At 70.7% G+C, this 26,740-nt stretch carries 23 protein-coding genes and 3 pseudogenes; 13 read left to right on the top strand and 13 right to left on the bottom strand.

Annotation, left to right across the window (positions count from 1 at the left end):
• Positions 1-120 precede the first annotated feature (120 nt).
• Complete coding sequence (locus QT196_RS36290; RefSeq protein ID WP_168482849.1) at positions 121-1,014, top strand: RNA polymerase sigma-70 factor; 894 nt, start codon at positions 121-123, stop codon at positions 1,012-1,014.
• On the opposite strand, the gene QT196_RS36295 is transcribed toward QT196_RS36290, so the two are convergent.
• Positions 966-1,631, bottom strand: coding sequence for an aspartate/glutamate racemase family protein (locus tag QT196_RS36295; protein WP_290356449.1), 666 nt, complete (start codon positions 1,629-1,631; stop codon positions 966-968). The two genes, QT196_RS36290 and QT196_RS36295, sit on opposite strands and share 49 nt — an antisense overlap.
• Before the next feature lie 251 nt (positions 1,632-1,882).
• Between QT196_RS36295 and QT196_RS36300 the strand changes: the two genes are divergently transcribed.
• A complete protein-coding gene (locus QT196_RS36300; protein WP_168482851.1) occupies positions 1,883-2,629 on the top strand; it encodes a GntR family transcriptional regulator in 747 nt (248 codons plus the stop codon).
• Between the two features lie 99 nt (positions 2,630-2,728).
• Here the strand turns inward: QT196_RS36300 and QT196_RS36305 are convergent, their stop codons facing one another.
• On the bottom strand, positions 2,729-3,901 hold the full coding sequence (locus QT196_RS36305) for an ROK family transcriptional regulator (protein WP_290356450.1): 1,173 nt from the start codon (positions 3,899-3,901) through the stop codon (positions 2,729-2,731).
• A 182-nt stretch (positions 3,902-4,083) separates the two neighbouring features.
• Here QT196_RS36305 and QT196_RS36310 point away from each other — a divergent pair, with 182 nt between their 5' ends.
• Complete coding sequence (locus QT196_RS36310; protein WP_290356451.1) at positions 4,084-4,545, top strand: hypothetical protein; 462 nt, start codon at positions 4,084-4,086, stop codon at positions 4,543-4,545.
• Here QT196_RS36310 and QT196_RS36315 read toward each other — a convergent pair.
• The 5 genes from QT196_RS36315 to purB all read right to left on the bottom strand — a co-directional run bounded on the left by QT196_RS36315 (position 4,542) and on the right by purB (position 9,963).
• Positions 4,542-5,558 (bottom strand): PD40 domain-containing protein, encoded by a 1,017-nt coding sequence (locus QT196_RS36315; protein ID WP_168484231.1) that lies wholly within the window; start codon positions 5,556-5,558, stop codon positions 4,542-4,544. The genes QT196_RS36310 and QT196_RS36315 overlap by 4 nt on opposite strands.
• Positions 5,559-5,569: 11 nt before the next feature.
• The gene (locus QT196_RS36320; RefSeq protein WP_290356452.1) at positions 5,570-6,910 is read right to left on the bottom strand and encodes an MFS transporter; all 1,341 of its coding nucleotides are present in this window, start codon (positions 6,908-6,910) and stop codon (positions 5,570-5,572) included.
• A 3-nt stretch (positions 6,911-6,913) separates the two neighbouring features.
• Positions 6,914-7,813 (bottom strand): alkaline phosphatase family protein, encoded by a 900-nt coding sequence (locus tag QT196_RS36325; RefSeq protein WP_168484232.1) that lies wholly within the window; start codon positions 7,811-7,813, stop codon positions 6,914-6,916.
• A 141-nt stretch (positions 7,814-7,954) separates the two neighbouring features.
• A complete protein-coding gene (mug, locus tag QT196_RS36330) occupies positions 7,955-8,512 on the bottom strand; it encodes a G/U mismatch-specific DNA glycosylase (protein WP_168482855.1) in 558 nt (185 codons plus the stop codon).
• An 11-nt stretch (positions 8,513-8,523) separates the two neighbouring features.
• Positions 8,524-9,963, bottom strand: a complete 1,440-nt coding sequence (purB, locus tag QT196_RS36335) for an adenylosuccinate lyase (RefSeq protein ID WP_168482856.1) — start codon at positions 9,961-9,963, stop codon at positions 8,524-8,526.
• A 289-nt stretch (positions 9,964-10,252) separates the two neighbouring features.
• On the opposite strand from purB, the pseudogene QT196_RS39495 reads away from it, so the two are divergent.
• The 4 genes and pseudogenes from QT196_RS39495 to QT196_RS36350 form a co-directional block, all read left to right on the top strand.
• Positions 10,253-10,441, top strand: a pseudogene (locus QT196_RS39495) (recombinase family protein); the annotation flags it as partial.
• Between the two features lie 365 nt (positions 10,442-10,806).
• Positions 10,807-11,100 carry a hypothetical protein gene (locus QT196_RS36340; protein ID WP_248001503.1) on the top strand — a complete coding sequence of 98 codons (294 nt, stop codon included), beginning with the start codon at positions 10,807-10,809 and terminating at the stop codon, positions 11,098-11,100.
• Positions 11,101-11,443: 343 nt separating this feature from the next.
• Positions 11,444-11,565 (top strand): annotated as a pseudogene (locus QT196_RS36345) (HNH endonuclease); the annotation flags it as partial.
• Positions 11,566-11,935: 370 nt separating this feature from the next.
• Positions 11,936-13,561, top strand: coding sequence for an AMP-binding protein (locus QT196_RS36350; protein ID WP_248001504.1), 1,626 nt, complete (start codon positions 11,936-11,938; stop codon positions 13,559-13,561).
• A gap of 529 nt (positions 13,562-14,090) precedes the next feature.
• Here the strand turns inward: QT196_RS36350 and QT196_RS36355 are convergent.
• Positions 14,091-14,822: a hypothetical protein gene (locus QT196_RS36355; RefSeq protein WP_168482943.1), complete on the bottom strand. Its 732-nt coding sequence runs from the start codon at positions 14,820-14,822 to the stop codon at positions 14,091-14,093.
• A 311-nt stretch (positions 14,823-15,133) separates the two neighbouring features.
• On the opposite strand from QT196_RS36355, the gene QT196_RS36360 reads away from it, so the two are divergent.
• The 3 genes from QT196_RS36360 to QT196_RS39500 all read left to right on the top strand — a co-directional run bounded on the left by QT196_RS36360 (position 15,134) and on the right by QT196_RS39500 (position 18,162).
• A complete protein-coding gene (locus QT196_RS36360) occupies positions 15,134-15,505 on the top strand; it encodes a VOC family protein (protein ID WP_168482944.1) in 372 nt (123 codons plus the stop codon).
• A 962-nt stretch (positions 15,506-16,467) separates the two neighbouring features.
• A complete protein-coding gene (locus QT196_RS36365; protein ID WP_290356454.1) occupies positions 16,468-17,910 on the top strand; it encodes an FG-GAP-like repeat-containing protein in 1,443 nt (480 codons plus the stop codon).
• A 66-nt stretch (positions 17,911-17,976) separates the two neighbouring features.
• Positions 17,977-18,162 carry a transposase gene (locus QT196_RS39500; RefSeq protein WP_356948493.1) on the top strand — a complete coding sequence of 62 codons (186 nt, stop codon included), beginning with the start codon at positions 17,977-17,979 and terminating at the stop codon, positions 18,160-18,162.
• Between the two features lie 333 nt (positions 18,163-18,495).
• Here QT196_RS39500 and QT196_RS36370 read toward each other — a convergent pair whose 3' ends face one another.
• The gene (locus QT196_RS36370; RefSeq protein WP_266736693.1) at positions 18,496-20,139 is read right to left on the bottom strand and encodes a pyridoxal-dependent decarboxylase; all 1,644 of its coding nucleotides are present in this window, start codon (positions 20,137-20,139) and stop codon (positions 18,496-18,498) included.
• Positions 20,140-20,619: 480 nt separating this feature from the next.
• Between QT196_RS36370 and QT196_RS36375 the strand changes: the two are divergent.
• Together QT196_RS36375 and QT196_RS36380 are read left to right on the top strand one after the other, a co-directional pair.
• Positions 20,620-20,715 (top strand): annotated as a pseudogene (locus tag QT196_RS36375) (restriction endonuclease); the annotation flags it as partial.
• 199 nt (positions 20,716-20,914) lie between these two features.
• Positions 20,915-21,184, top strand: coding sequence for a hypothetical protein (locus QT196_RS36380; RefSeq protein ID WP_168482948.1), 270 nt, complete (start codon positions 20,915-20,917; stop codon positions 21,182-21,184).
• A gap of 82 nt (positions 21,185-21,266) precedes the next feature.
• Here the strand turns inward: QT196_RS36380 and QT196_RS36385 are convergent, their stop codons facing one another.
• Entirely contained in the window at positions 21,267-22,133 is an 867-nt protein-coding gene (locus tag QT196_RS36385; RefSeq protein WP_266736695.1) for an SGNH/GDSL hydrolase family protein, read from the bottom strand.
• A 123-nt stretch (positions 22,134-22,256) separates the two neighbouring features.
• Here QT196_RS36385 and QT196_RS36390 point away from each other — a divergent pair, with 123 nt between their 5' ends.
• The gene (locus QT196_RS36390) at positions 22,257-22,880 is read left to right on the top strand and encodes a TetR/AcrR family transcriptional regulator (RefSeq protein ID WP_168482950.1); all 624 of its coding nucleotides are present in this window, start codon (positions 22,257-22,259) and stop codon (positions 22,878-22,880) included.
• Here QT196_RS36390 and QT196_RS36395 read toward each other — a convergent pair.
• The 3 genes from QT196_RS36395 to QT196_RS36405 form a co-directional block, all read right to left on the bottom strand.
• Complete coding sequence (locus QT196_RS36395) at positions 22,849-24,096, bottom strand: FAD-dependent oxidoreductase (protein WP_290356456.1); 1,248 nt, start codon at positions 24,094-24,096, stop codon at positions 22,849-22,851. The two genes, QT196_RS36390 and QT196_RS36395, sit on opposite strands and share 32 nt — an antisense overlap.
• A gap of 116 nt (positions 24,097-24,212) precedes the next feature.
• Positions 24,213-25,232, bottom strand: coding sequence for a hemolysin family protein (locus tag QT196_RS36400; protein ID WP_168482952.1), 1,020 nt, complete (start codon positions 25,230-25,232; stop codon positions 24,213-24,215).
• A complete protein-coding gene (locus QT196_RS36405; protein WP_168482953.1) occupies positions 25,229-26,572 on the bottom strand; it encodes a hemolysin family protein in 1,344 nt (447 codons plus the stop codon). Before QT196_RS36405 ends, QT196_RS36400 begins: the two co-directional genes overlap by 4 nt.
• Positions 26,573-26,740 lie beyond the last annotated feature (168 nt).

Here is a 26,740-nt window from a genome sequence, read left to right on the forward strand (position 1 = left end):
GCTACTGAGCGGTATGGGGCGGCCGGGGCGAGGGCGGGTGTGCCGCACACCACGCGCCCGCGGGCCCGCCCGTCACCGTTTCCGCTGGACAACGCCGGTGCGGCGGAGTGGGATGGAGAGGTGCTGAAGGATTCCGCGACCGAGGTCACCGACGTTTTCGAGGAACACCGCTCCGTACTCTTCGGAGTGGCCTACCGGATGCTCGGCCGGGTGGCCGATGCCGAGGACGTGGTGCAGGACGCCTGGCTGCGCTGGTCTGGCGCGGACCATGCGGCGGTACGGGAACCGCGCGCCTTTCTCGTACGGATCACCACCCGGCTGGCCATCGACCGGCTGCGCCAGGTCCAGTCACGGCGCGAGTCCTATGTGGGGCCCTGGCTGCCGGAGCCGCTGCGGACGGATGTCGGCGGCATCGCCCCGGACACCGCCGAACGCGCGGTGTTCACCGAATCGGTCACCCTCGCCGTACTCGTCGTCCTGGAGTCGCTCTCCCCTCTGGAGCGCGCGGTGTTCGTGCTGCGCGAGGCCTTCGGCTATCCGTACGCGGAGATCGCCACCACTCTTGACCGCAGTGAGGCCGCGGTCCGCCAACTGGCGGGCCGGGCCCGGCGGCATGTGGAGGAGGGCAAACCGCGCTACGACGTCGATCCGGAACGGCAGCGGGACCTGACCGAGCGGTTCCTGGCCGCGGCGGCCGGCGACGATCTGAACGGGCTGCTGAGCCTGCTGGCGGCCGACGCCCGGCTGGTCGGGGACAGCGGAGGGAAGGCCAAGGCCCCGCTGCGGATCATCGAGTCCCCGGACAAGGTCGCCCGCTTCCTGTTCGGCGTCACCAGGACCCTGCCGCCCGGTATGGAGTTCTCCGTCCTCGAACTCAACGGCGGGATCGCGCTGTTGGTGCTCCTCGACGGTGTGCCGGACACCGTCCTCCAGTTCGGGATCGCGGACGGCGAGATCAAGACCGTCTACATCGTCCGCAACCCCGAGAAGCTGGCGTCGCTCGCGGCCCGCTGAGCGGCGGCCAGCAGACCGAGCCGCGGGCTCGACAGCACCGGGATGCCGCCGTCGAGGCCCTCGGCGGCCGGTGCCATCGAGGCCTGCGCCAGGACGATCACATCCGCGTCCCGGACCTCCCGTGCCGTGGCGGCGACCGCCGACAGATAACCGTCGGTGTCGCCGCTCTCGAAGCGTTCCCAGGCGCCGGGCACCAGGACGGAACGCACCCCGACCTCGCGGCCCGCCCGTACGGCCTCTTCTTTGATCAGGGCTTCCGTGGGGGCGAGGGTGCTCTCCAGAGCGGCGAGTACGGCGATCCGCGGGCCGGTGGCGACCGCGGCCGCGGCCATCGGACGGTCCACCCGGAGGGCGGGGAGGCCGAGCGCGGCGCCGGCCGTCTCCGCCACCGCACCGATCGTCGAGCAGGTGCAGAGTACGGCCCGCGCCCCGTGGCCGGCCGCGTCCGCGAGTACGGCGGAGACCTCGGCCGAAACGGCCTCCGGCCCCTGTGCCCTTGCCCGGTCGAGGAGTTGAGGGTGTACGAGGTGACGCAGCGCCAGGCCGGGGGTCTCCGCGTCCCGTAGTGCGTCGAAGACCGGGACATGGACGGGCGAGGTGTGCAGCAGCGCGAGCATGACGGAGACGGTACCCAGCGGCCCCGCTGAGGGCGCGGGCGGGACGGCCCGTTCGGGCGTCCGGAGCGGGCCGAAAGTGATCCCGGATTGGTCTTGACCAAGGGTGGGGGCGGCCATATCGTCGGGATACTGCAACAACCTTTAATAAAGAAGCGCTCATAATCGGGCGCGCGGCGGGCCCACATCTGCCGGCCGCGCGGCCCGAGTCCCATGGGGGAGCAGCCCCGGTAGCGGCCAGTGCGGAGGACAGGGTGGGGACCACGCAGCTCGAAACGGTGCCGGAGCCGAAGTACTGGCACCTCAAGACCGTGCTCAGCGAGGCGCTGGACTCGGAGTTCGCGGTCGGCGAGATTCTGCCCAACGAGCGTGATCTGGCGGCGCGGTTCGGCGTCGCACGGGCCACGCTGCGGCAGGCGCTCGAACAGCTGGAGCTGGAAGGCAGACTCCACCGCCGCCGCGGTGTGGGCACCACGGTCGCCCCGCCCCGGGTCGGTGTCGCCGTCGCACCCGCCCGCCACAGCTGGCCCGGCGCCGCAGGTGACGACTGGCAGGTGCTCGGCTGCGACGAGCGCGGCACCGTGCCCGCCGTGGTGGCCCGCCTGCTGGAGACCGCCAAGGGCGACCCGGTGCACATCGTCCGCCGCAGCCGGGACACCGAGGGCCAGCCCCTCGCCGCCGAGTTGCTGTACGTCCCGGCGGCCGTGATCCCCCATAGCGCGGAGATCGCGCTGCTGAACGGCCCGGCGCAGGCCTACGCGGTCCTGGCTCAGCTTCAGTCACTGGAGCTGGAGGGCCAGGACCGCACCGTCGAGCTGGGCTCGGCCCGTGCGGAGGACGCCAAGCAGCTGGACCGGCTGCCCGGCGCGCCCGTCCTGGTCGTCACCACCCGCTATGTCTCCGGCGGCCGTACGGCCGCCGTCGCGGTCTCCACCTACCGGGCGGACACCTGCCGTCTGACCTTCGGCGAGAGCGACGCGGTCGCCTTGCTCGCGGGGTGAGACTGACCGGCGGCTGAGGGGACGGGCCCACTCCGGATCTCGGAGGGGGCCCGCTCCGTTGTGGCGGGCCGTCGCCGTGCCGCCGCTCCGTAGTGGCCGTCAGCGTGCCGCGGTGTGGCGGCGGCCCGTCACCGTGCTCTCCACCGCGAAGAGTTCGCCCTCCACGTGGTCGAGCGCGAGCCGCAGCGCCCCGGTGGCCACCGCCGCCTCGCCGAGCAGTGACAGGGCGACCTGCGGTGGGCGCAGGCAGTAACGCGCCAACTCCCGGCGCAGCGGCTCCAGTACGCCCGCCAGGCCCGCCGCCCAGCCGCCGATCACCACCAGCTCCGGGTCCAGCGCCAGCACCAGCGCCGCGACATCGTGCACCAGCCGCCGGATGAAGCGGTCCACCGCCTCCCGCGCCTGTGCGTCACCGTCCCGCGCCGCCGCGAAGACCGCCGCCACCTGCGCCTCGTCCAGGGGATGCAGCGGCTCCCCGGTCGTCGACAGCAGCTTCTCCGGGGTGGCCTCCCGGCCGAGCAGATGCAGCGCGCCGATCTCCCCGGCGGCCCCGCCGAAGCCGCGGTGCAGCCGTCCGCCGATCAGCGAACCGGCCCCCGGGCTGAGTCCGGCCAGCACGAAAACGATGTCATCGGAGCCGGTCGCCGCGCCCTGCCAGTGTTCGGCCACCGCGGCGGCGTTCGCGTCGTTCTCGACCAGCACCGGGCAGCGGAACGAGCGCCGCAGCCGCTCGCCCAGCGGGAAACCCGTCCAGCCGGGCAGCGCGGTGCTCAGCCGGACGGTGCCGTCGGCCTCCACGATGCCGGGGCCGGCCACCCCGACGGCCCGCAGCGAATCGCGGGGCACGCCCGTACGGCGCAGCAGATCGGCCACCACGGCACGGACCCGCTCCAGCCGCTCGTCGGCCGGAGCGCGCTCCTCCACGGGGCGCTGTGCGGTGTCCAGCACCCGGCCGCCCAGATCGGACAGCAGGGCGGCGACGCGGTGCGGGCCGATCTCGATGCCCAGCAGATGACCGGCCTCCGTACGGAAACGGAACCGGCGGGCGGGCCGCCCCTGACGACGCGTCGCACCCTCCCCGGCGGCCGCCTCGACCACCAGACCGGTCTCGATGAGCCCCTCGACCACACCCTCGACCGTCGGCCGGGACAGCCCCGTCACCTGGACGAGATCGGTGAGCGTGGGGGAGTCCGCGGCGCGCAGCGCTTGCAGCACCACCGCGGAGTTGATCCGTCGCAGCAGGGACGGGTCCCCGCCGGTGAGCCGCCCCAACGTCCGTCTCCCTCACATTGCGTGTGGGGCGGATCGTAGCCGGTCAGGGGGTGCGCGGCGAGCCCCGCAGGAGGGGGTGGCCGGCCGCTGCGACGCCCCCCGGCGGTCGCCGTGCGCGCGAGGCCGACCCGCACCCGGCCGCGGGAGGGTCAATTGTCAGACCCGCGCGGTTTACTGACGACATGACCATTGACAAGCATCTGACGGTCATCGACCGACTGCGGCTGCGGGAGTTCCCGCCGGTGCCGGACCGGTCCGCCATGGTCGAGAGCGGGCCCGGCTACCACATAGCCGGGCTGCGGGTCAGCGGGGAGTTCTGGGACGCGGACGCCGCCGAGGTGGCGGAGGCCGAGGAGGACTTCACCGCCGAGCTGACGGTGCTGGTGCAGGCGCTGTCGTTACGGTGGGGCGCCCCCGAAACCGTCGATCTCGGGGCCCACTTGGAACGGACCGCGCAGGGCCTGCCGGTCCGGCCGCCGCTGGACACGCTGTGCGGTTATGTCCCGCGGATGCACGGCTGGCGGGTGCGGGACCGCTGGATCGGCGTGGGAGTGGGGCAGGGCGCGCGCGAACTGCCGTTCCAGCTGCTGGTGGCCGTGGGGGAGAGGGCGGCGGTTCAGGGTTCGCCCCCTGCCACCCTCTAGCGGGTGAAAGCGGGGGCGAGGGCCGCGGAGAGGAGGCGGTGCGGGGTGCCGGTGCCGTCGGCGGGAACGGTCCAGAGATCCGAGCCGTAGTCGCCCGGCAGCGAGTAGACCAGGGTGTGGCCGTCGCGCCAGACGGCCTGGTCGTCGATGTTGCGGTGTTCACCGGTCGCGGTCTCGCGCAGGGTGCGCAGATCGAGGACGTAGAGCCGCCAGGGAGCGTCGGGGTCGGCACTGGCGACGCGCTTCTTGTAGGCGATCCGGGTGCCGTCGGGGGACAGTGAGGGGCATTCGACGTTGGGGTGCAGGGCCCGGAGGGTTCTGGTGTTGCGGTCGCCGCGGACGAGATAGGTCTTTCCGCCGGTGGCGGCGGTGGCGTAGAAGCGGGTGTCATCGGCGAAGGTGACGCCCCAGACGTTGATGTCGGCGGCGCGGACCCGGTGTCCGCCGACGGTCAGCGCATAGGTCTCCAGGTTGGCGTCCAGGCGCCGGCCGTCGGTGTCGACGACGGAGGTGCGGGTGGAGAAGGCGGTGCCCGCGTAGGAGTCACCGCTGACGAAGACGGTCCAGGCGACGGTGCGGCCGCTGGGGGAGACCCGGGCGCGGGTGGGGGTGCCGGCCACGTCGTAGTGGCGCACCTCGCGCAGCCGGCTGTCCAGGAGGACGGCCCGGTAGCTGTCCCGGAGTTTGCCGTGCACGGCCTGGAGGCAGATGCCGGTACCGGCGGCCGCGTGGAAGCGCAGACAGTGCACGCCGGACGCGGTGCGCGGCCCGGTGAGCCGCCCTTCCGGCACGGCGGTGATCTCGTCGCGGTGCGGCCCCCAGGCCATGTTGCGGAAGAGCCCCTGGTGCGGGCCGTCCAGTCGTACGGTCCCGGGGGTCACCTCCGGGCCCCCGGACTGGGTGCGGTCCTTGCGGTCGGCACGCCCGGCGGCGGCCAGGGTCGCGCCGACGGCGACCGCGCCGAGGACGACGACGGTGGCGAGCAGGATGAGCAGGCGCGCGGTGCGGCTCAGCGGCATACGGTTCACGAGGTGCGCTCCGAGGGGGAGTTCGGGCCCGCCGCCGGTCCGGCCGGGCGCAGCAGCCGGGCGCTGAGGGCCGCGGCCAGGGCCAGTCCGACGGCCGCGGCGAGGACGGCGGTGTGGTCGTCCCAGGCGGTCCAGGCGGCGCCGAAGGCGAGCGAGCAGACGAAGCGCGCGGCCGTCTGGCCGGTCTGCACCACGGCCAGGCCGCTGCCACGGGCGTCCGCGGGCACCGCATCGGCGGTCGCGGCGGCCAGCACTCCGTCGGTCGCCGCGTAGAACGCGCCGTGCAGCACGAGCACGGCACAGACCAGCGTCGTGCCGCCGTCGAGGGGAGCCAGCAGCAGCCCGTAGGCGCACAGCAGCACCAGATGCCCGGCCAGGAACAGCCGCCGCCGGCCGACCCGGTCGGCGATCGCCCCCATCGGCACCGCCAGCGACAGAAACGCCGCGGCGGTGCCCAGCGGGAGCAGCGGGAACCACCCTGCCGGGAGGTCCAGCCGACGCTGGAGGGTCAGATACAGAAAGGAGTCGCTGACGGTGGTCAGCCCGAGCAGCACGGCACATGCGGTCAGCCGGCGTATCTCCGGCCGGCGCAGCAGCGCGCGCACCGGCGTCCGGGGCGCGCTCGGCGTCCGTGGCCCGGCCGATGTCGGTCCGGCCGACGTCGCCCCGGCGGTGCCCTCCCCGGCGGGCAGGGCGCGGCCCGGGACGAACAACAGCAGCACGACCACGCCCAGTACGGCGACACAGAAGCTGACCGTGAACACCGCGTCATAGCCTTCGGCCGCCGCACGCAGCAGCACGAACGCCACCAGCGGGCCGCACAGGGCGCCCGCGGTGTCCATCGCCCGGTGCACCCCGAACGCCCGGCCACGGGCGGCCGGTTCGGCGGCCAGGGAGATCATCGCGTCCCGCGGTGCGGTCCGCAGCCCCTTGCCGGTCCGGTCCACCGCCAGCACCGCCCCGATCAGCGGCAACGAGTGCACCAGCAGCAACAGCGGCTTGCAGAGGGCGGAGAGCCCGTACCCCACCGCGGCCACCGCCTTGTGTCCGGCGCCCCCGCCGCGGTCCGACAGCCGGCCGCCCACCAGCCGGACCAGTGCGCTCACCCCGTTGTAGACCCCGTCCAGCACCCCGAACCCCAGCGGTGACAGCCCGAGTTCGGCGACGAGGTACAGCGGGAGCACGGCCGTGACCATCTCCGAGGAGATGTCGGTGATGAGGCTGACGGTGCCCAGGACCAGCACCGTGGAGGGGACGGCGGCGCGGACGCGGCGGGTGCGCCGGCCGCCCGGCGGTACCGAGGTGGCGGGAGCCGGGCGGCCGTCTGCGAGATACACGGGTCAGCCGGCCCAGATACCGCTGATGTCCTTGGCGTCGGCGGCCCGGCCCGCGTGCGAGGTGCCGTACATGTCCTCCAGGGTGCGCAGCACGTCGTAGTGGTTGTAGGTGGTGTCCGAGGTGGCACCGGCCTGTACGGGCTGGCCGTACAGCACGGTCGGGATGCGGTTGCCGCTGAGCCGGTTGTCCTCGTCGAAGGTGACCAGCAGCAGACTGTTGTGGGTCTTGGCCCAGTCGGCGTAGCTCTTGAGGTGGTCCTTCACCCAGGTGTCACCCGTGGACACCGAGCAGTCGTGCATATCGCTGCACAGGTTCGGCACCACGAACGAGACGGTGGGCAGCTTCGAGAAGTCGGTCGGGAAGGCGTCGAAGGTGTGGGCCGAGCCGGTGGAGACGTTGCTGAAGCCGAACCACGGGTTGTGCTTCTGCGCGTACTTGCCGCTCTTGCAGGTGGTCGACCCTTCGGACGGCAGCGATTCGTTGTAGCTCGCCCAGGACTTCCCGGCCGACGTCAGCTCGGAGGCGAGGTTGGGGGCGTCGCTGAACCCCGGGTCGACGCAGCTGTCGTCGGTGACGCCCTGGGTGTCGCCGGAGAAGAGGGCGTAGTAGTTGGGCTGGCTGGGGTGGGTCTCGGCGTAGGAGGCGGTCAGGCTGGCGCCGCCGGAGGTCAGGGAGTTGAGGTAGGGGGCGCTGGAGCTGCCCATCACCTGGTCGTAGGCGTGGTTCTCGAAGACCACGACGACCACATGGTCGGGGGTGGGCACGGCGGCCGCGGCGGCCTCGGCGCCGAAGCCGTTGCCGGCCCAGACGCCGAGGCCGGCGGTGGCGAGGGCGAACGCCCCGGCGAGCGCGGTGACTTTACGGCGGCGTGAGCGGCGGACGCGGTGGGAGGAGGGGGACACGGCGGCGGAGGGGGACGCGGACGTGGCAGGCACGGGAGTCTCCGTACGGGAGTGGGGGCTGCGCGGGCGGCGTCAGAGTAGAACTGTCCGGTAGGCATGTACATGCCTTCAAGATGACGCCAGGCCGAACGGTGGACGGCTTTATGCGCCGTCCCCCTCCGCGAACGCCGCGGCGCGCAGCCGTCCGTACTCCTCCGCCATGGCCGCCACCGTCCAATGGGCGTTCAGCCCGCTGGGGTTGGGCAGGGCCCAGATACGGGTGTCGCCCAGCGTCCGCTGCTGGGGCCCGATCGCGGCCTTCTTGTCGTCGAAGGCGACGCGGTACGCGGTGACACCGGCGACGGCCAGCCAGCGGGGGCGCAGCCGCGCCACCTTCTCGGCCAGCAGCCGGCCGCCCTCGCGGTACTCCTGCGCGGTCAGCTCGTCGGCCTTGGCGGTCGCCCGTGCCACGACATTGGTGATGCCGAGGCCATGCGCGAGCAACTCCTCCTGCTCGGCGGGCCGGAACTGGCGCGGGGTGAAGCCGGCGGCGTGCAGCACCGGCCAGAAGCGGTTCCCGGGCCGGGCGAAGTGGTGGCCGGTGGCCGCCGTCATCAGCCCGGGGTTGATACCGCAGAAGAGCACGCGGAGGCCGCTCGCGGCCACGTCCGGGACGACGCGGTCGCGAGCGGCAGCCAGCTCTTCGGGGGTGAAGCCCATGAGCCCTCGCGTCAGAGGATCGAGCCGGGGGTGTACGCCGCGGCCTCCGGGTACTGCTTGGCGATCTCCCCGATCCGGGTGACGACGGCCGTCACCTGGTCGGCCGCCGCGCCCGTGAAGGAGAGCTTGTCCGCCATCAGGGCGTCCAACTGCGCCTTTTCCAGCGGGATCCGCGCATCGGCGGCGAGCTTGTCCAGCAGCTCGTTGCGCTCCACGCCCTGCTCCCGCATGGCCAGCGCCGAGGCGACCGCGTTCTCCTTGATCGCCTCATGCGCCTCCTCGCGGCCCACACCGGCCCGCACGGACGCCATCAGCACCTTCGTCGTGGCGAGGAAGGGCAGGTAGCGGTCCAGCTCCCGGGCGACGACGGCGGGGAACGCGCCGAACTCGTCGAGCACCGTCAGGAACGTCTCCAGCAGGCCGTCCAGCGCGAAGAACGAGTCCGGCAGGGCCACCCGGCGCACCACGGAGCAGGACACATCGCCCTCGTTCCACTGGTCGCCGGAGAGCTCACCGGCCATCGAGGCATAGCCGCGCAGGATCACCATCAGGCCGTTGACGCGCTCGCAGGAGCGGGTGTTCATCTTGTGCGGCATCGCCGAGGAGCCGACCTGGCCGGGCTTGAAGCCCTCGGTGACCAGCTCATGGCCGGCCATCAGCCGGATGGTCTTGGCCAGCGAGGAGGGGGCGGCGGCCAGCTGCACCAGCGAGGTCACCACGTCGTAGTCCAGCGACCGCGGGTAGACCTGGCCGACGGAGGTGAAGGCCTGGCCGAAACCGAGGTGCCCGGCGATCCGCTGCTCCAGGTCGGCGAGCTTGGTGGCGTCGCCGCCCAGCAGGTCGAGCATGTCCTGGGCGGTGCCGACCGGGCCCTTGATGCCGCGCAGCGGGTAGCGCGAGAGCAGCTCCTCCAGCCGGGCGAACGCCACCAGCAGCTCGTCCGCGGCGGTCGCGAAACGCTTGCCGAGGGTCGTGGTCTGGGCGGCGACGTTGTGCGAGCGGCCCGCCATGACCAGCTCGGCGTGCTGGGCGGCCAGCGAACCCAGGCGCGCCAGCACGGCGACCGTACGGTCCCGCATCAGCTCCAGCGACAGCCGCACCTGCAGCTGCTCGACGTTCTCGGTCAGGTCGCGGGAGGTCATGCCCTTGTGGACCTGCTCATGGCCGGCGAGGGCGTTGAACTCCTCGATCCGGGCCTTGACGTCGTGCCGGGTGACCTTCTCGCGCTCGGCGATGGAGGCCAGGTCGACGTCGTCCAGGACCCGCTCGTAGTCGGCCAGCGCCTGCTCGGGGACCTCCACCCCCAGGTCCTTCTGTGCGCGCAGCACGGCGAGCCAGAGCTTCCGCTCCAGCTTGACCTTGTACTCGGGGGACCACAGCACGGCCAGCTCCGCGGAGGCGTAGCGGCCGGCGAGAACGTTGGGGATGCGAGGCTTCGCAGAGGCAGTCACGTGGTCAGAGTCTACTGGCGGTTTGCGCAGGCCAGCGCCCCGGTCCCGGCTGTAGCTTCCTCCAAGCCGGACGCGGGGGCCGGGAGCCCTGCGCCGCCCGGTGTCAGTCCTCGTACGGCAGCAGCTCGGGGCGCTTGGCCGGACGGCCGTCACCGGACGGTGTGACACCCGCCCAGGTTCCCTGCGTACGAGGGACACCAAGCAGCAGCAGCGGGAAGACGGGCAGTGGGTTACGGCTCAGCCCCCGTACGGCTACCGCGTAGAGATCACCGGCAAGCGCCGTCAGCTCGTGCCTGACCCTGACCCAGCCAAAGTCGTGCAGGAGATCTTCCGGCGAGTGAGCGCTGGCGAATCTGCGCGGACGATCTCCGGTGACCTGAACGCGCGAGGCATTCCGGGGCCATCTGGGGGCGCGTGGCGGCACGCAGCGATTAGCCGGACCATCTCGCACCCTGCCTACGCGGGATGGCAGGTGATCAAAGAGGGGCGGCGGCTCGTCGCCTACCGGAACGAGGCAGGGGAGCGCGTCGGCCTGCGCACGGAGCTGGTGGATGAGGCTGGTCAGCGGCATGCACAGGGCGTGGCGGCGGGCAAAGTCCGTCCGCTGGCCGGCGACGGATTTCCGGGCGCTGGCAAGGCGTCTCACCTCCTCACTGACCTGCTGCGCTGTGACGGGTGTAAGCGCGCGATGACTTTCCGTGGGCTCTCGTACAAATGCGAGAAGGAGCGGGCGTGCGGCATCTGCCCGGCTCCAGCGTCCGCGTACGCCGGCGCACTGAGACCGAAGAGGCGAGGGGAGCGAGGGAAGCCCTCGTCGCTGCGGAATCGTCCTTGGGGCGCCTCATGGCGGACAGGCAGGCAGGGCTGTACGGCGGTCAAGCTGCCCGTTACTTTGCTCCGCTGCATCGTGACGCGATCGACGCCGTGGAGGCCGCGCAGAAGCACTTGGACGCCGTTGCCCCGCGTGCTGTCATCGACACGAGCATCGTGGACGACGGCCAACTGTTGCGGGAAACGTGGGAGGCGGCAGAGCTAGACATGCGGCGCAGCCTCTGGTGGGTGGAGGAGCGACCCCAAGATCCGGTCGGGATGCCTATCCCTCTGGAGCGCGCCCATGAGCCCTTCCGTGTGAGCTAGGCGGCGGCGTGAACGGTCGAGGCCCGCCCATGCTCTCCATGGCGGTGTTGGTGCTCAACCTTCGGGCAGTGGGTGCCGGGTCTGCGGCTTACCGCGCTTGGGTCCTCGCGGTGTATGGGCTCGCCCTCCACCACGACGAACGGTGTGTGGAAGGGGCACGCCGACTTGGCCCGCCGCAGCCCGCCTACCCGGATGAGGAGCAATACCTCGGTGCGGTATGGCGTTACGAGTGGCGACGAGACGGCCGCTGACTCCGTTCCCCAGGGTTGGTCAGGCGCATCGGAGCCAAAGCAATTCCGCAGGATTCGAATGACGCTCCCCGCCAGCTGGCACCTCCCAGCGGACCGCCACCCGACGGCAGGCTTACGCCAACGACCTCGGCATCGACCGCTCCTGGTTGCCGTCACCGCCAAGAGCAACCGGTCCAAGGCCGACCAGGACCCGGCCCAGTGGATGCCGCCGGCTGCGAGAGCACCGACGTGGAGTTCGAGCGGGTGTAGCCCACGCGTCCGGTCCGGCTGGGATTCATCCCGGCTGTGTGGAGATGCTATTCATGGGCGAGCTTCACACCCCCGCAGGGCAGCGGCCTGTGGTTCACGCGGTGCGTCGGGCCAACCTTGCTGTCGGTCCGGGGCTTTCCGTGCAAGGGCGTGCTGGGACCACACTACGGGGAGCGATACCCCGCCATGATGACGGGCGTCCGGTGCGCTCTCTCAGACGCTCAACTGACCTGCGAATACCGAATTTGCATCGCGGGGATGATACTCCGCCGGGCAATGGCCGAAGGTGGCCCCCGTGAGGTCAAGGCCGCTGAGCGGCATGTTTGCATGTCTTGGTGATCATTAACGCACAGGAAATATCCGAGCCGCGGACGTACGTGGACCGCATTCTGGAGCACTGGAACAAGGACGAGGACGCCGAGGCGCTCGTCCAGGGGACGCAGCGGCTGACCAGAGGGGAAGCCCGGCGGCAGCTGTTCAGGCTGGGGCATGCGCTGCGGGGGCAGGGGCTCGCGCCCGGCGACGGGGTGGGGCTTTTTCTGGCCAACCGTGTCGACTCGGTCCTCGTTCAGCTGGCCGTCCATCTCATCGGCTGCCGCGTCGTCTTCTTGCCGCCCGAGCCGGGGCCCGGCGAGCTCGCCGCGCTCGTCGAGCAGTCCCGGGCGCGCGCCGTGGTCACCGACCCGCTCTTCGCGCAACGGGCCGCCGATGCGGCCGGCCGCAGCGTCCACGCCCCCGCACTGCTCAGCCTCGGCCCTTGTGAGCAGCGGTGCGCGGACCTGCTGGCCCTGGCGGCCGAGTGCCCGGACGCGCGCCCCGACGGTGTGCCCGCCCCGGGAGCGGACGAGGCCGTCACCGTCCTCTACACCGGCGGAACCCTGGGCCGTCCCAAGCTTGCCGCGCACACCCACCGGCTCTACGACACGCTGGTCGACCTGGTGACGGACGCCGCGGAGGACTCCGGCCCCGCGTTCTTCCCGACCATGGACCCGAGCACGGACAGGGTGCTCGCCGCCACGCTGCTCACGCACGGCAGCGGTCATCTCACCTCGATCCAGGCCCTGGTGACGGGGTCCGTCCTGGTCGTGCTGCCCGAGTTCGAAGCGGGCGCGACGCTGACGGTACTGCGCGAGGAGCGGATCACCGCCACCATGTTCGTGCCGCCCATGATGTACGCGGTGCTCGACCACCCGGACTGCAAGCCGGGCGTCCTGCCCGCGCTGCGGCGGATCGTCGTGGGCGGCGCGGCCACCTCGCCCAGCCGGCTGCAGCAGGCGGTCGAGGTCTTCGGGCCGGTGCTCGGCCAGGGCTACGGGCAGTCGGAGGCGCTCGGCATCGCCGCGTTCGGCGCGGAGGAGCTCGCCTCGGAGGGTGCCCTGCGCCCCGAGCTCTGGCGCAGCTGCGGTCGCGCGATATCCGACACCGAGATCGAGATCCGCGGTGAGGACAGCGCGGCGGCGCTGCCCGTCCGGCAGATCGGCGAGGTGTGTGTCCGGGGCAACGCGGTGATGCTCGGCTACTACGAGGACCCGGAGCGCACCGCGGCGGCGCTGCAGGACGGCTGGCTGCGGACTGGCGACATGGGGTATCTCGACGCCGAGGGCTACCTCTATCTCGTCGACCGGGCCAAGGACATCATCGTCACCGGCAGCACCAGCGACAACGTCTACTCCAGAGTCCTGGAGGACTTCCTGCTCACGCTGCCCGGTGTGCGCAATGCGGCGGCGCTGGGTGTGCCGGACGAGGAGTACGGGGAGGCCGTACAGATCTTCCTTGCCACGGCCGAGGGTGTCGAGGTCGACCCGGATGCGGTCGGCGCGGCAGTGACCGCCGAGTTGGGGGAGTTGTACACGCCCCGGAAGACGGTGCTGCTTGACCAGCTGCCGACGACCAAGGTCGGCAAGGTGGACAAGAAGGCGCTGCGCGCCGCGTGGACGAGCGGCGCCTGGGCCACGCCATAGGCTCTGTTGTTAGGAAGGCACCCAGCCGGTTCGGGGTCAAGTGCGCTGCGAACGCAGGGTTGTTGTGGCGCGCATCAACCGGTTGTGACCCCCTGTGAATGAGCGGAAGTGCGGCGCCGCTGTCCTCTGGGTGTCCTGCCGGGAGGTCGCAGAGGCTGTGTTCGTGCTGGAGCCTGCAGTTCCTGCGTGAGGGAGGGCACGGGGGTACCGCTCAAGGCAGCCCACCGCTTCAGTCGGGCAGCTGAGTCCTCACGCTGGTTGCCTCTCCTGAGAGGCCCGGGTGTCGAGGACATGGACCCCACATACATGGGGAGCGGGCCGACGGCGGTGGCGTGGAGGTACTCGCTGCGGCCGGTGGCAGCTTTGCCCGCTGGAACAACGCAGCTCGTCTCGGCCGATGCGGGGCGCCCGTGCACCCACGCTGCGCCACTCCGACGACCGCCAGGCTGCCGGCCCAGCTGCGAGCCTGTGGGAGCGGGGTGAGAACGATGGCGCCTGATTGACCTTCGGATCAGACGGTGAGCCAGGGCTACGCGTCGCTGCACAAGGTTGCAGTCTTCGTCGCGGTCCAGGAGTCTGGCCCAACAACGAGCTCGTAGGGTGGCGGGGGTCCTGGCGTCGGCAGCTGGTTGAGGTCGGTCGGGTCTCTCCGCCAACTGATTCCGACACGATCAACGAAGAACAGCGCGGCAGGCTTGCCGCCGCGGGTCCACACTGTGGTATCGCTGGTGGCCCGGACGAAGCCACCCTTCTTGGGCATGAAGACGGTTTCATTGCACGGCGCCAGGCTCCCCAGATAGATGGCGACCCTGCCCGTGTTGTAGGTGCGCACGAGGTACACCGAAGTCACGACGTCCGGAGACCTGTTAGCGATGTGTGGTCGGAGGCCGTCCTTGGTCGGCGCGAGCCAAAACGTAACCCGGCTGGCCTGGCTGCTCCTTGCCTGAGCGGCCTCTTCCTTGGACTGTTCGAGCTGGCCCTTCGCAGTCTGCTGACTCCAGTACGTGGTTACGGCCTGGGCCCAGAGACCTCCGATCGCCGCGATTGCTGCGATCGCCGTACCAACCACCGTGATGATGTGCGACCACCGGGCGCTTCTCAGGCGCTGCCAGACCCTCGAAGCCCGCGGTGCCTCCGGCTCCGGTTGCGAATCAGGTTCCGGCCCGGGCGTCTCGTCGCGCATTCGCGCACGGACGCGGCCCGGGGCCGGCCGCCGTCGCACGAGGCGTAGCCGGACCTGACGCTGTGGTTCGTTGGTCACACGCCCTCCTCGTCTCATTGGAGGCTGGGCGCTCGCACGGCTCGCCTGGCTCCCTGAGCTCACTTGCCGACCCTCCTGCTGTATGCCGACGCCGCCCCGCCCGTCCGTTCGGACAGCTGCGGCGCCGTGGGCAGCGGGGCCCTGGCCTACAGTTACATGATCGGCCGTGCTACTCCAGCCGTAGATCGTGATGTGACGGACGAGTGGCGGAAGATGCGGCTAAGGTCTACGCGCTCGGCGGTCCTACGTTGCGCCACGCGTCGGGCCGTGGCTCACCGGAGCCAGGGGCCCGTGATGTTGGGGGAACACCCGTGATCGGCAAGCTGCAGTGCGTGGTTCTGGACTGTCCGGATGTCCTTGAACTCGCCCAGTTCTACCAATCGCTCCTCGGCGGCGTGGTCAACCAGCCCGATTCCAGGTGGGCGGTCAGTGACGACTTTTCGACCCTTCACACGGGCTCTGGCCTGGTTTTGGCGTTCCAGCGCGTGAAGGATCACCGGGCGCCGCGGTGGCCGGACAGCACGTACCCGCAGCAGTTTCATCTGGACCTCGATGTCCCGGACCTTGACCAGGCCCAGGAACAGGTCCTCGGCTTCGGCGCCACGCTGCTGCACGTCGACACCCGCGGTTGGAGGATCTTCGCAGATCCGGCGGGCCACCCCTTCTGTCTCCTCAGAGGCTGACAGAGAGAGGCCGGACCTTCGCTTTCGCCCAGCGATGTCCGTCTTCCGGCGGGAAAGGCAGGTGCGGCCACCGTTGATCATCGGTGTGTGAAGACTAACCGACCGTCGCGGCGAGTCACTTAACGGCCACCCCGGCTGCAGCCCTGGCCAACCGCGTGGTCGAACAGCGTAGGGCCAGTCCGGACCAAAGCGACCGCTTCTCGTACGCACTCTTCGTCGACAGCGGTCCCGACGAGACCGTGGTTCCCGGCCTCTTCCACTACGCACCGGGAACTGGCCTGGAACTGGTAGCGGTTCGACACCTTCCTCCACGGACATCCTCACCTACCAGCAGCACACCACCGGCCTGTTCTGAACCCGAACCCCCACACCGTCCTCCCGATCGGTGGCTCCGGCACGCTCACCCCCGCGGGTACGGGGAGCGGACCGGAAGTCACCGGATAGGAGCCACATTTGGGGCGGTCCGCTCGTCGTACGTCGGGCAGCTGACTGAAATGACGGGAGTTCGCGCGCACCCCCGCCGTGCCAGCGAGCGGGGGCCCGTCATCGGGTGTTGTGGGAATGGTGGCACGGAGGCCGGCGACGCTGAACTGCGTGTCGTCGGGGAGCTCGACGCCTGGAAATGGCAGCCCTCGTACCGCACCTACCGAAGACCGGTCGCCGCGGCAGGCGATTGAGCGTCACCGGAACGCTGGTCGGCCACTCGCTGTGCGGCATGAAGGAGTGAATCGAGGGGCGGGTGCCAGGCGCCAAGTGCGGCGCCCCGGAACAGAGTTGGCGTGCGCTGCGCGAAGGTGTTGGACCGAGTTATTTTCCGTTCATTCTGCAACCGTCTCGCTTTTGTTTCTGTCTGTCTCTGTAGCACCTCTTCCGTCCCACCGGCCCCACAGCTCAGGGGGACGGTCCGAGGGGCGATCGATGTGTTACCCATTGGAGGATTTGTGCGAAACCGAACCAGGAGCATGGTGGCAGGCGCTCTGGGCGCCGCCGTGGTCGCGGCCGCGGCCGGCGGCGCCATGGCAGCACCGACGGACGGCAACGGGCGGGGCCAGGACCAGCCTTCCACGAGTGCTGCCAAGCGGGGCAAGATCACCCAGGGCGACCTCGACGGCGACGGCCACGCCGACCTCGGCGTGGGAGCGCCCGAGGGCACCGTCTCCGGGAAGTCCAAGGCGGGCTACGTGGGCGTGACCTACGGCGCCAAGGGTGGCATCGACACCAAGCGGCACAGCACGCTGACGCAGGCCAGCCCGGGCGTGCCCGGCACCCCGGAGGCCAAGGACGGCTTCGGCTCGACCGTGGTGCGCGGCGACGTGGACGGGGACGGTTACGCCGACCTGATCGTCGCCGCGAACAACGAGGCCATCGGCAGCACCACGCAGGCCGGTTCCGTCACGATCGTCTTCGGCTCCAAGAGCGGCCTGTCCGGCGACGCCATCGCCTTCCACGCGCCGAGGGTCGCTGCCAACGCGCACTTCGGCGACCAGATAGCCGTGGGCGACCACAACAAGGACGGCCTCAGCGACCTCGCCATCTCCGACGGCACGAAGGTGCAGCTCGTCAAGGGCGCGAAGAACCTGCGGAAGACCGCGACCCCGAAGATGACCAGTGTCACCCCGCCCGGCGGCGGCGTCAGCGTCGAACACCTGGCTTCCGGCGACATCAACGGGGACGGCTACACCGATCTCGTCACCGTCGCTTCCGAGGACTCGCCCTCCGATGAGGGCACGCTCGGCGTGCTGCCCGGCTCATCCGGGGGCCTGAAGAAGACGCCGCTGGGCAAGGACATCCCGCTGCCGTTCGCGCAGTACCGCCCCGTGGTCGGCGACATCAACGGCGACGGGAAGGCGGACGTCGTCACGGACACCGGCTTCTCGGACGGTCCGCAGGAGCAGAAGCTGCGCACCTACCCCGGTACCGCCGGCGGGCTCGACTCCGACAAGCCGGTGGACTGGAAGGGCAAGGCGCAGGAGGGTGAGGCCATCCGGCTCGCCGACTTCGACGGCGACGGCCACGACGACCTGGTGGTCAGCAACACCGGCGCCGAGGCGCCCGGGGGCTATAACAACGCCGGTGCCATCAACGTGCTCAAGGGCACCGAGAACTGGCTGACCGACGAGGGGGCACAGACCTTCTCGCTCGACACCGAGGGCGTCCCTGGCTCCATGGAGGGCAACGACAAGTTCGGTACGTCCGTCTCGCCGGCCGACTACAACGGCGACGGCAAGGCGGACCTGGCCGTCGGCATCCCGAACCGCACCGAGGGCGTCGGCGCGGCGGCCCTGCTGTACGCGGGCACCGACGGACTGAGCGCCAAGGACTCGTCACTCATCGACCCGAGTGACCTGGGATCCCCGGTGACGAAGGGCCGCTTCGGCACGGAGCTGACGAACCCGGCGAAGTAGGCCCGCACGCCGGGGCCTGTTCGGTAGATCACGTGCCTGTCGGCCGGTGGGCTCGTCGTCGCCGACATGGGGCGGGGTGATCTGACAGATGCCGAGTGGGAACGGCTGCGGCCGTTCCTGCCGGTCAGTAACCGGCGTTGTGGATGGTGGCGGGAACACCGGCAGGTGATCGACGGGGTTCTCCACCGGGTGCGAACCGGTTGCAGGACGTGCCAGAACAGTTCGGCCCGTGGAAGAAAGTCCATGACTTGATTGCCCGGACAAGTCCTGGCATCGGCTCAGCCCGTGCCCTTGACGGGCTCGCTGAGGGTCTCACGCGGACCCTGCTGCAAGACCCGGCCGCCACCACTCCAGCCTACGACGGTATTTGGGGTGACATGCCGGCTGGCGTGTTTCCCGACGAATGGCCTCTTCAGCGCACGCTCGACTTCTTCGCCGAAAATGGCGTGTATGCCTTGCTGCTGGCCAGGGGCGGTGACGGGCCCAGGGTTGCGCCCTCGGCCAGTTGCCCCGCACGCGGGGATATACGGGGCAACATCGCCAGGAGGCGGGCGGGCGATTGCGGTCCGGCTGCCCGCCTGCGGGTCAGCGCTGGTGGGGAAGTGGGGGCCGCTGCGCGTCCTTGTCCGCGGAACGGTCGAATGCTCCGGGCCGGGCGAGGTCCTCGAGGAGTTCGTCAATCAACTCCTGGGTGACGTGCGGCATGACGTAGACGTGGCTGTAGTCGTGGCGGAGTCCACCGAGATTGAGTGGCACGCAGGCCAGCGAGTACTTCTGCGTGATCTCAGCCCGCGGCTGCTGGAACCAGACGCTGAGCGCGTGATCGCCGTGACCGACCTCGATACCGTCCTCGGCCCAGGGCTCACCGCGTTCCCGCAACTGCTCGCTCAGCCGGCGCAGGCGTTCGGCCGTGTACTCGGCGATCCGCAGGACCTCGGCGGCCTGTCGCACCTGCTGCTCCTCGCTGAATTGGGCGAGGTGGTTCCACATGGCCAGGGAGGCGAAGCCGCTGCGGGAGCCGGCGAAGGTGCTGTCGGGAGAGGAGACGACCGCCGGGTCGGACGGCGGGCGCAGCTTGGATCCCGCGCGGGACATGTAGATCCCGGTGGGGACGGGCGCGCCGGGGTACTTGTGTCCGCTGGTGACGATCGAGGACACCTCGGGGATCCGGAAGTCGAAGACCGGCGGCGCGGTCTCGAGGAGTCCGCTGTCGCGGGCCTTCTCCAGGTAGGGGGCGTAGGCGCCGCCGAGGGCTCCGTCGACGTGGATCCAGTACCCGTTGCGGATGCTGACCCGGGTGGGGTCGTCGGGGTCGAAGCGCACGGTGCGGTCGACGAGGCCGTGCCGCTCGAAGACGGGTCGCAGGCGCTCGCAGGCGCCCTGAACGTCGTCGTAGGCGCCCTTGAAGACGCTGCCGATGTTGAAGTTGACCAGAACGGGGTGGCCCTTGGCGGCGAAGAAGTCCACGAGGGCCACCAAGGCGTCGACATCGACCGTGCCCGGACCCTCGTCGCCGCCGGTGGTCGGGACTCCGCCGAGCGGCCACCCGTTGTACGTCTGCATGCCGGTGCCGGCCACGTCGATGGGGCACTCGCCCGGGTAGAGGCTGCCGCCCAGGTCGTAGAAGGTCGGGATGTCCAGCACCCGCATCGCCTTGATGTGCGAGTAGTGGGTCTCCTGCGAGAAGAACGCTACCGGCATGTAGGCGTTGGGGTTGTCGTCGGGGTGTTTGGCCCGCAGGTAGCTGGTGCGGCAGCTGGCATCGCCGGAGACCTCGTCACGCACCAGGGCGTTGCCGTCCAGGTAGTCACGGGCGTTCCACATGGCGTACAGGTTGCCCTCGGTGCTGCCCATGGACAGCACGTATCCCCACCCGTCCTCAGCCCCAGGACTGGCCGGGTCCTCGGGCAGCGGGGCGTGCCACAGGGCGGCGTAGTGCTCCAGGACCGCCCGCTCCAGCCACCGCGAGTGCAGGCTGTAGTTGCTGTCGACGAACGGGTCCCCGATGTTGTTGATGTGGTAGCCCAGGAAACGACCCAGCGCGGCGTGGCCGTCGAGCGACAGGTTCACCTGGTAACCCAGAAGACGCTCCCGCTGCCCGCCCAAGTACCCCTCCAACTTGGCAAGGACCGCGGTCCGCTGCTCATCGGTGTAGGCCTCGGTACCCAGCCGGTAGTCGTCGTTGGCCGGCCGTGCCGTGAGATGTGTATCGAAGTGTTCGGTAATCATTCGATGTCCGATTCTGAGCGAAACTGCTGCAAGTGGGGATCGCCGATAGGCGCCAAGGGTCTCGGGAATCGCTCGGATCTAAGGGGGCCAGGTGGTTGCGCGAGTCAGCCGCCTATACGACCGTCAACGGGCGGTTGCTGAATTGGTCGGTCGCCTGTCGTTGAACTGTCGAAGCGGCGGTTGCCGCGGAGCGCGGGTGTCCTGTCCAGGAACTCGCGGTACACAAGATATGCGTGACGCGCCGCCCCGATTGCTCATCCTTCTATATTTATCTCCATCTAGTTATTTCAAGTGGAAAGCGTTTGAGGTCAGTTATCCAGGGGGGCCTTCAGGAGTGACGTTTCGGCAACTCTCGGAAAGGCAGCTTTGTGCCGCAGGAGTGTGCTGCAGTCGTGTTCTTTTCCGGCCGGGACCAGTCCCGGGCGTCGTCAGCTACGGCCTACAACCCGGCCCGCGCTCCTGCCGTCCTCGCCTGGGGCCGGCCCGGACACGCTCGCCGAACGCGACGGCGAGCAGATCGCCCTCCACCTGACCGGTCACACCCGCGCGGTCGCCGCCGACGTACGACGCCGCGCCGACCAGATGCGCGGACGTCCAAGCGGCCCAGCGCCCGTCACCGGCTCGGAGTGATGGCCCGCGTAACGGTCACCCAGGCCGGGGCGGCCTCTCACATGGAAGACCTGATCGCGCTCCTGTCCTGCTGGATGGAGCGCTGTGTGGTTGTCCGACGAGCCTGGCAGACCGCAAGGCGGCAGCCCAGGCAGGTCGTGGGCCGATGCCGGAGGCCCGAATCGGCTTCCGACTGGCGGATCTTCCCGAGCTGGGTGTGTTCTCTTTCGTGTCGACCTCGTGGGAACTCGCTGCCGAGCTACCCGCTTTGGCTGCTGCCCTGGATCTGGCGGCTGTTCCGGCCCTGGGCGTGCTGCGATGTGAACTGGTGGAGTTCATCACACGCTCCGGGCTCGCCGTGAGCTACAGGCGGCCGGTCGTTGAGGTCGGCAGGACGCAGGTCCTCGCCCAGGATGCCGTACGACTCGCGGCGTGACGCCGGTCCGTCGGCTGCAGGTGTCCTGCGGGTGAGGCCCGCGTTTAATCGGCGGTGCATGGCAGCCGGGCAGGGCATCGAGTCAAGGCCGCACCCGTCGCCAGTCCGTCACAGGGTCAGGGTTTGTGTGGTCCGCAGGGGTGACCCAGAAGGCTTTGCCCAGCTCAGCGCTGAACTGGGCGCCTGTCCGGCCGTCCCCGGAGGACCGGCCGGTGAGCCGCCGGCCTATCCACGGCCCCAGATGTTCGCGCGCGAACCGCAGATCCGCGGCGCGCCGCGCACCCCAGCCCGGCGGGGCGGCGGCCGGCAGCGGCGCGTCCCAGTCCGACTCGGCGGTCAGCCCGAGCGCCTGCCAGACCGCCTCCGCCACCCGGCGGTGCCCCTCGGCGTTCAGATGCAGCCGGTCGTCGGCCCACAGCCGCGGGTCGGACAGCGCCTTGGACGCATAGAGATCCACCACCACGGCGCCGTGCCGCGCGGCCACCTCGTCGATCCACGCGAACAGCTGCTCCATGCGCGGCCGGAAGCGCTCCAGCACGGGACCCTGCCGCCCCGGGCTGCGCATCAGCACCAACTGCCCACCGCCCCCGGCCAGCCGCCCGGCGGCGTCCTCGAACCGGGCGCACACCTGGTCCACGTCGCACCGGGGCCGCAGGACGTCATTGAGCCCGCCGACCAGCGTCACCAGATCGGCGCCCATCGCGGCCGCCGGCCCGCACTGCTCGTCGGCGATCTGCCCGATGAGCTTGCCGCGCACCGCGAGATTGGCGTAGCGGAAGGCCGGTGCGGCGGCGGGTTCCCCGGCCGGGCCCCGGGCCGCGGCCGCCAGCCGGGCGGCGAGCAGATCGGCCCAGCCGCGGTACGAGCCGTCGGGCAGGGCGTCCGACATTCCCTCGGTGAAGCTGTCGCCGACCGCGACGAAACTGGTGTAACGGGCATTCATCTCCATGGCGCGGTGATCCTACCGCCCGCCGTACCGCGCGGTATGCCCGGTACCCCGGGGCGGGGCGGAGCCCCGCGGTGTACGGTCTGGTGCGTCCGGACGGCGAGGAAAGAGACAGGTGGCCGCGCGATGACTCCCCGCCGGGGCGACGGCCCCGACGAGCCGACGTTCACCGAACGGGCCCGCCGCCAGCAGCTCATCGACGCCACCATCGACCTGATCTCCACCCGGGGTTACCCGTCGACCTCGCTCTCGGCGATCGCCGAGCGGGCCGGACTGTCCAAGGCCGCGGTGCTCTACCACTTCTCGTCCAAGGACAATCTGACCCGGGCGGCACTGGAGCAGGTGATCGAGCAGTTCAGCGCCTATGTCACCGAGCGGCTGGCGCGGGCGGCCGGCCCGCGGGAGGCGATCGTCGTCTATGTACGGGCGATGATCGGCTACCAGCAGGCCAACCGCCGCCAGGTCCGCGTGATCACCGAGATGCTGCTCGACGACGGTGGGGGCACCCGGCTCAAGACCCCGGGCTCCCATGACACCCACCGCCGTTGGCAACGCCTGGCCGAGCTACTGACGGAAGGTCAGAAGGCGGGCGTCCTGCGGGAGTTCAACCCGCAGACCGTCGCCCTGGCCATCGGTGGCGCCATCGACGGAGTGATCGCGCACTGGCTGGCCCACCCGGAGCTCGATCTGGACGCGGCGGCCGCGGAGCTGGAGGAGTTCACCCTCCACGCGATCGAGCGCCGGAGCTGACCCGGGCGAAGGCCGGGGCGCGCTCGGGGCGGATGCCGATCCCGCCCAGATAGCCGGTCACCGTCCGCAGCGGCGGCACCCGCCGCAGCAGCCGCACCGGCACCGGCAGCCGGTCGCCGTCGAGGGTGCCGGCCAGCGCGGAGCTGATCATCGTGTGCTCGGCCCGCTGGGACCGCTGGATCACGGTCATCGGCAGCTGCCGGCGCTTCTGCACCCGCGCCAGATCGGCCACCGCGGGCGTGCCGCGGCGCAGCGGCTCCGCCAGGATGCGGGCCGCGGCGACCGCGTCCTGGAGCGCGAGGTTGACGCCCACCCCGCCGACCGGCGACATGGTGTGCGCCGCGTCCCCGATGCACAGCAGTCCGTCCCGGTACCAGCGCCGCAGCCGGCCGAAGGTGACCTCCAGCAGCTTGACGTCGTCCCACGAGGTGATCGCGCCGGTCACCTCGTCGTCCCAGTCGAACAGCGCCCCGAGCCGGTCCCGCAGCCACTGGATGCCGTGGGCGCGCAGCTCCGCGTCCCGGCCCTTCTCGATCAGATACGAGGTCTGGAAGTACGTGCCGCGGTCCATGGTGACCGCGACCTGGCCGCCGCCGAAGTGTGCGAAGACCCGCCCGCCCTTGAGGCTGTCGGCCGGGGCGTCCACCCGTACCTGCCAGACGTCCATCGGCACCTCGAACTGCCGCTGCCGGAGCCCGGCTGCCTGCCGCACCACGGAGTCCCGGCCGTCGCAGGCGACCGTCAGGGCGGCGGAGAGTTCGCCCGGGGTGCCGTTTTCGTCGAGGAACCGCACCCCCGTGACCTGGTCGCCGTTCGTCCGCAGCCCCGTGACCCTGGTGTTCATCCGCAGGGTGAAGTTCGGCTCCGCCGCGGCCGCGCCCGCGAGCAGATCGAGGAAATCCCACTGCGGGACCATGGCGAAGTACTTGTGCCGGCCGGGGATGCGCCGCATATCGGTCAGCACGACCGTGGTGTCCCCGATCCGCGCCCGCATCTCCTCCAGCTTGGCGAACGGCAGCCGCGCGAAGGCCTCGCCGAGGCCGAGTTCGTCCAGCAGCCGCAGGGTCGACGGATGGACCGTGTCGCCGCGGAAGTCCCGCAGGAAGTCGCCGTGCTTCTCCAGGACGGTGACGTCGATACCGGCCCGGGCCAGCAGCAGTCCGAGCATCATTCCCGCGGGTCCGCCGCCCGCGATGCAGCACGTGGTGCGGTTCATGCGCTTGCCCCCTCCTCGCGTACGCCTGCGATGGCGACCGGCGAGGACAGCCTGCCCTGACCGATCGGTCAGCAATCTAACCGATCGGTCAGGCGTGCGGGTTCACCGCCCCCTCATCAGGCCGCGGGACGTTGCAGCACCAGCTCCCGGAGCACGTCCTCCATCGACACCAGCCCGGCCAGCCGCCCTTCCTCGCCGATCACCGCGGCCAGATGCGTACTGGATCCGCGCATCGCCGTCAGCACGTCGTCCAGCAGCGTCGAGGCCTTCACCCGGGCGATCGGGCGCAGCGCGGAGACCGGGAAGGGCTGCGTGCGGGGGCTGGCGTCCAGGGCGTCCTTGACGTGCAGATAGCCGAGGATGCGCCCGGTGTCGTCGACCACGGGGAAGCGGGAGAAGCCGGACTCGGCGGCCAGCCGCTCCAGCCCCTCGGGGGTGATCCCCATCTCCGCGGAGACCACCTTCTCGACCGGCAGCACCACATCCCGGACCGGCCGGCGGCCCAGCTCCAGTGCGTCCCGCAGCCGCTCCTGCGCCCGCTCGTCGAGCAGCCCGGCCGCCCGCGAATCCTCCACCATCTTCGCGAGCTGGTCGTCCGAGAACGTCGCGGCCACCTCGTCCTTGGTCTCCACCCGCATGAGCTTGAGCAGCCCGTTGGCGAGCGCGTTGATCGCGAAGATCGCCGGGCGCAGCGCCCGGGTCAGGGCGACCAGGGGCGGCCCGAGCATCAGGGCGCTGCGCACCGGCTCGGCCAGGGCGACGTTCTTCGGCACCATCTCGCCGAAGAGCATGTGCAGATACGTCGCCAGCGACAGCGCGATCACGAACGAGATCAGATGGATCAGCGCGGTCGGGACACCCATCGCGTGGAACGCCGGTTCCAGGAGATGGGCGATGGCGGGCTCGGCGACCGCGCCCAGCACCAGGGTGCACAGGGTGATGCCCAACTGAGCCGCCGCCAGCAGGGCCGACACATGCTGGAGCCCCCACAGCACGCTGGTCGCCCGGCGGTCACCGCGCTCCGCGTACGGCTCGATCTGGCTGCGGCGTACCGAGATCAGGGCGAACTCGGCGCCCACGAAGAAGGCGTTGACGACCAGCGTCAGTAGCCCCACGAACAGCTGGACCGCGGTCATCGGCGGACCTCCTTCTCCTGCTCATCGGTGCTGCCCGGCAGCGGCGCGTGCAGCAGCACCCGCGCCGCGCGGTGGCCGGTGGCGTCCAGGACATCCATCGACCAGCCCGCCACCTCCAGGGCGTCGCCGGCTTGCGGTATCCGGCCGAGTTCGGTGGCGATCAGACCGGCGAGGGTCTCGTACGGGCCCTCCGGGAGCCGCAGGCCGATCCGCTCCAGCTGGTCGGTGCGTGCGGCGCCGTCGGCCTGGTAAGCCGTGCGGCCCGCCGCGTCGGTTCCGGCGGGCGCCAGGTCGGGGGTCTCCAGCGGGTCGTGTTCGTCGCGGACCTCGCCGACGACTTCCTCGACGATGTCCTCCAGGGTCACCACTCCGGCAGTACCGCCGTATTCGTCGATGACCACCGCCATCGTGCGCTTGCCGGAGAGCCGGTCGAGCAGCCGGTCCACGGTCAGCGTCGTGGGGACCAGCAGCGGCTCACGGACCAGCTCGGAGACCGGGTGGCGGGGGCGGCGCTCGGCCGGTATGGCCAGCACGTCCTTGATGTGCGCCACGCCGACGACGCTGTCCAGGCTGCCGCGGTAGACGGGGAAGCGGGACAGTCCGGTCGCCCGGGTCGCGTTGGCCACGTCCTCCGCGGTGGACTGCACCTCCAGCGCGATCACCTGCACCCGCGGTGTCATGACGTTCTCCGCGGTCAGATCGGCGAGAGTGAGGGTGCGGACGAAGAGCTCGGCGGTGTCGGGCGCCAGCGCGCCCTCCTTGGCGGAGTGCCGGGCCAGCGCCACCAGCTCCTGCGGGCCACGGGCCGAGGCCAGCTCCTCGGCCGGCTCCAGCCCCATCCGGCGGACCGTGCGGTTGGCGGTGTTGTTGAGATGCCGGATCAGCGGCCGGAAGGCGGCACTGAAACCGCGCTGGGCGGTGGCGACCTTCTTCGAGATGACCAGCGGGTGGGAGATCGCCCAGTTCTTCGGGACCAACTCGCCGACGACCATCAGGACGACCGTGGAGATCGCCGTACCGAGGACCACGGCCAGCGAATCCGCCACCGGGCGCGGCAGGCCCATCGCGTCCAGCGGGCCCGCCAGCAGTGTGGCGATGGCCGGTTTGGAGAGCATGCCGATGACCAGGCCGGTGACGGTGATGCCGAGCTGGGCTCCGGAGAGCTGGAAGGTGAGACCGCGGACCGCTTTCAGGGCGCTGTCCGCGCCCCGCTCGCCGCGCTCGGCGGCGCGCTCGAGGTCGCTTCGCTCGACGGTCGTCAGCGAGAACTCGGCCGCGACGAAGACACCACAGGCCAGGGTCAGGAGGAGCGCCACGCCCAGAAAGAGCAGGTCGGTCATCGAGTCACCTCCGTCCCATGATCGAACAGGATCGGGAGGTTCGCGCTCTGTCGGGAGGGTGCCCGGCAACTGGGAGGCTCGCCCATGGCTGGACGCTCACACACCTTTCACTGAAGTAGGGGAACCCCATGGTAAAGGGTCAGCAAAAGTCGCTGGTGAGCAAAGAGC

It is taken from the genome of Streptomyces sp. P9-2B-2, assembly GCF_030406865.1.
GTDB classification, from domain to species: Bacteria; Actinomycetota; Actinomycetes; order Streptomycetales; family Streptomycetaceae; genus Streptomyces; species Streptomyces platensis.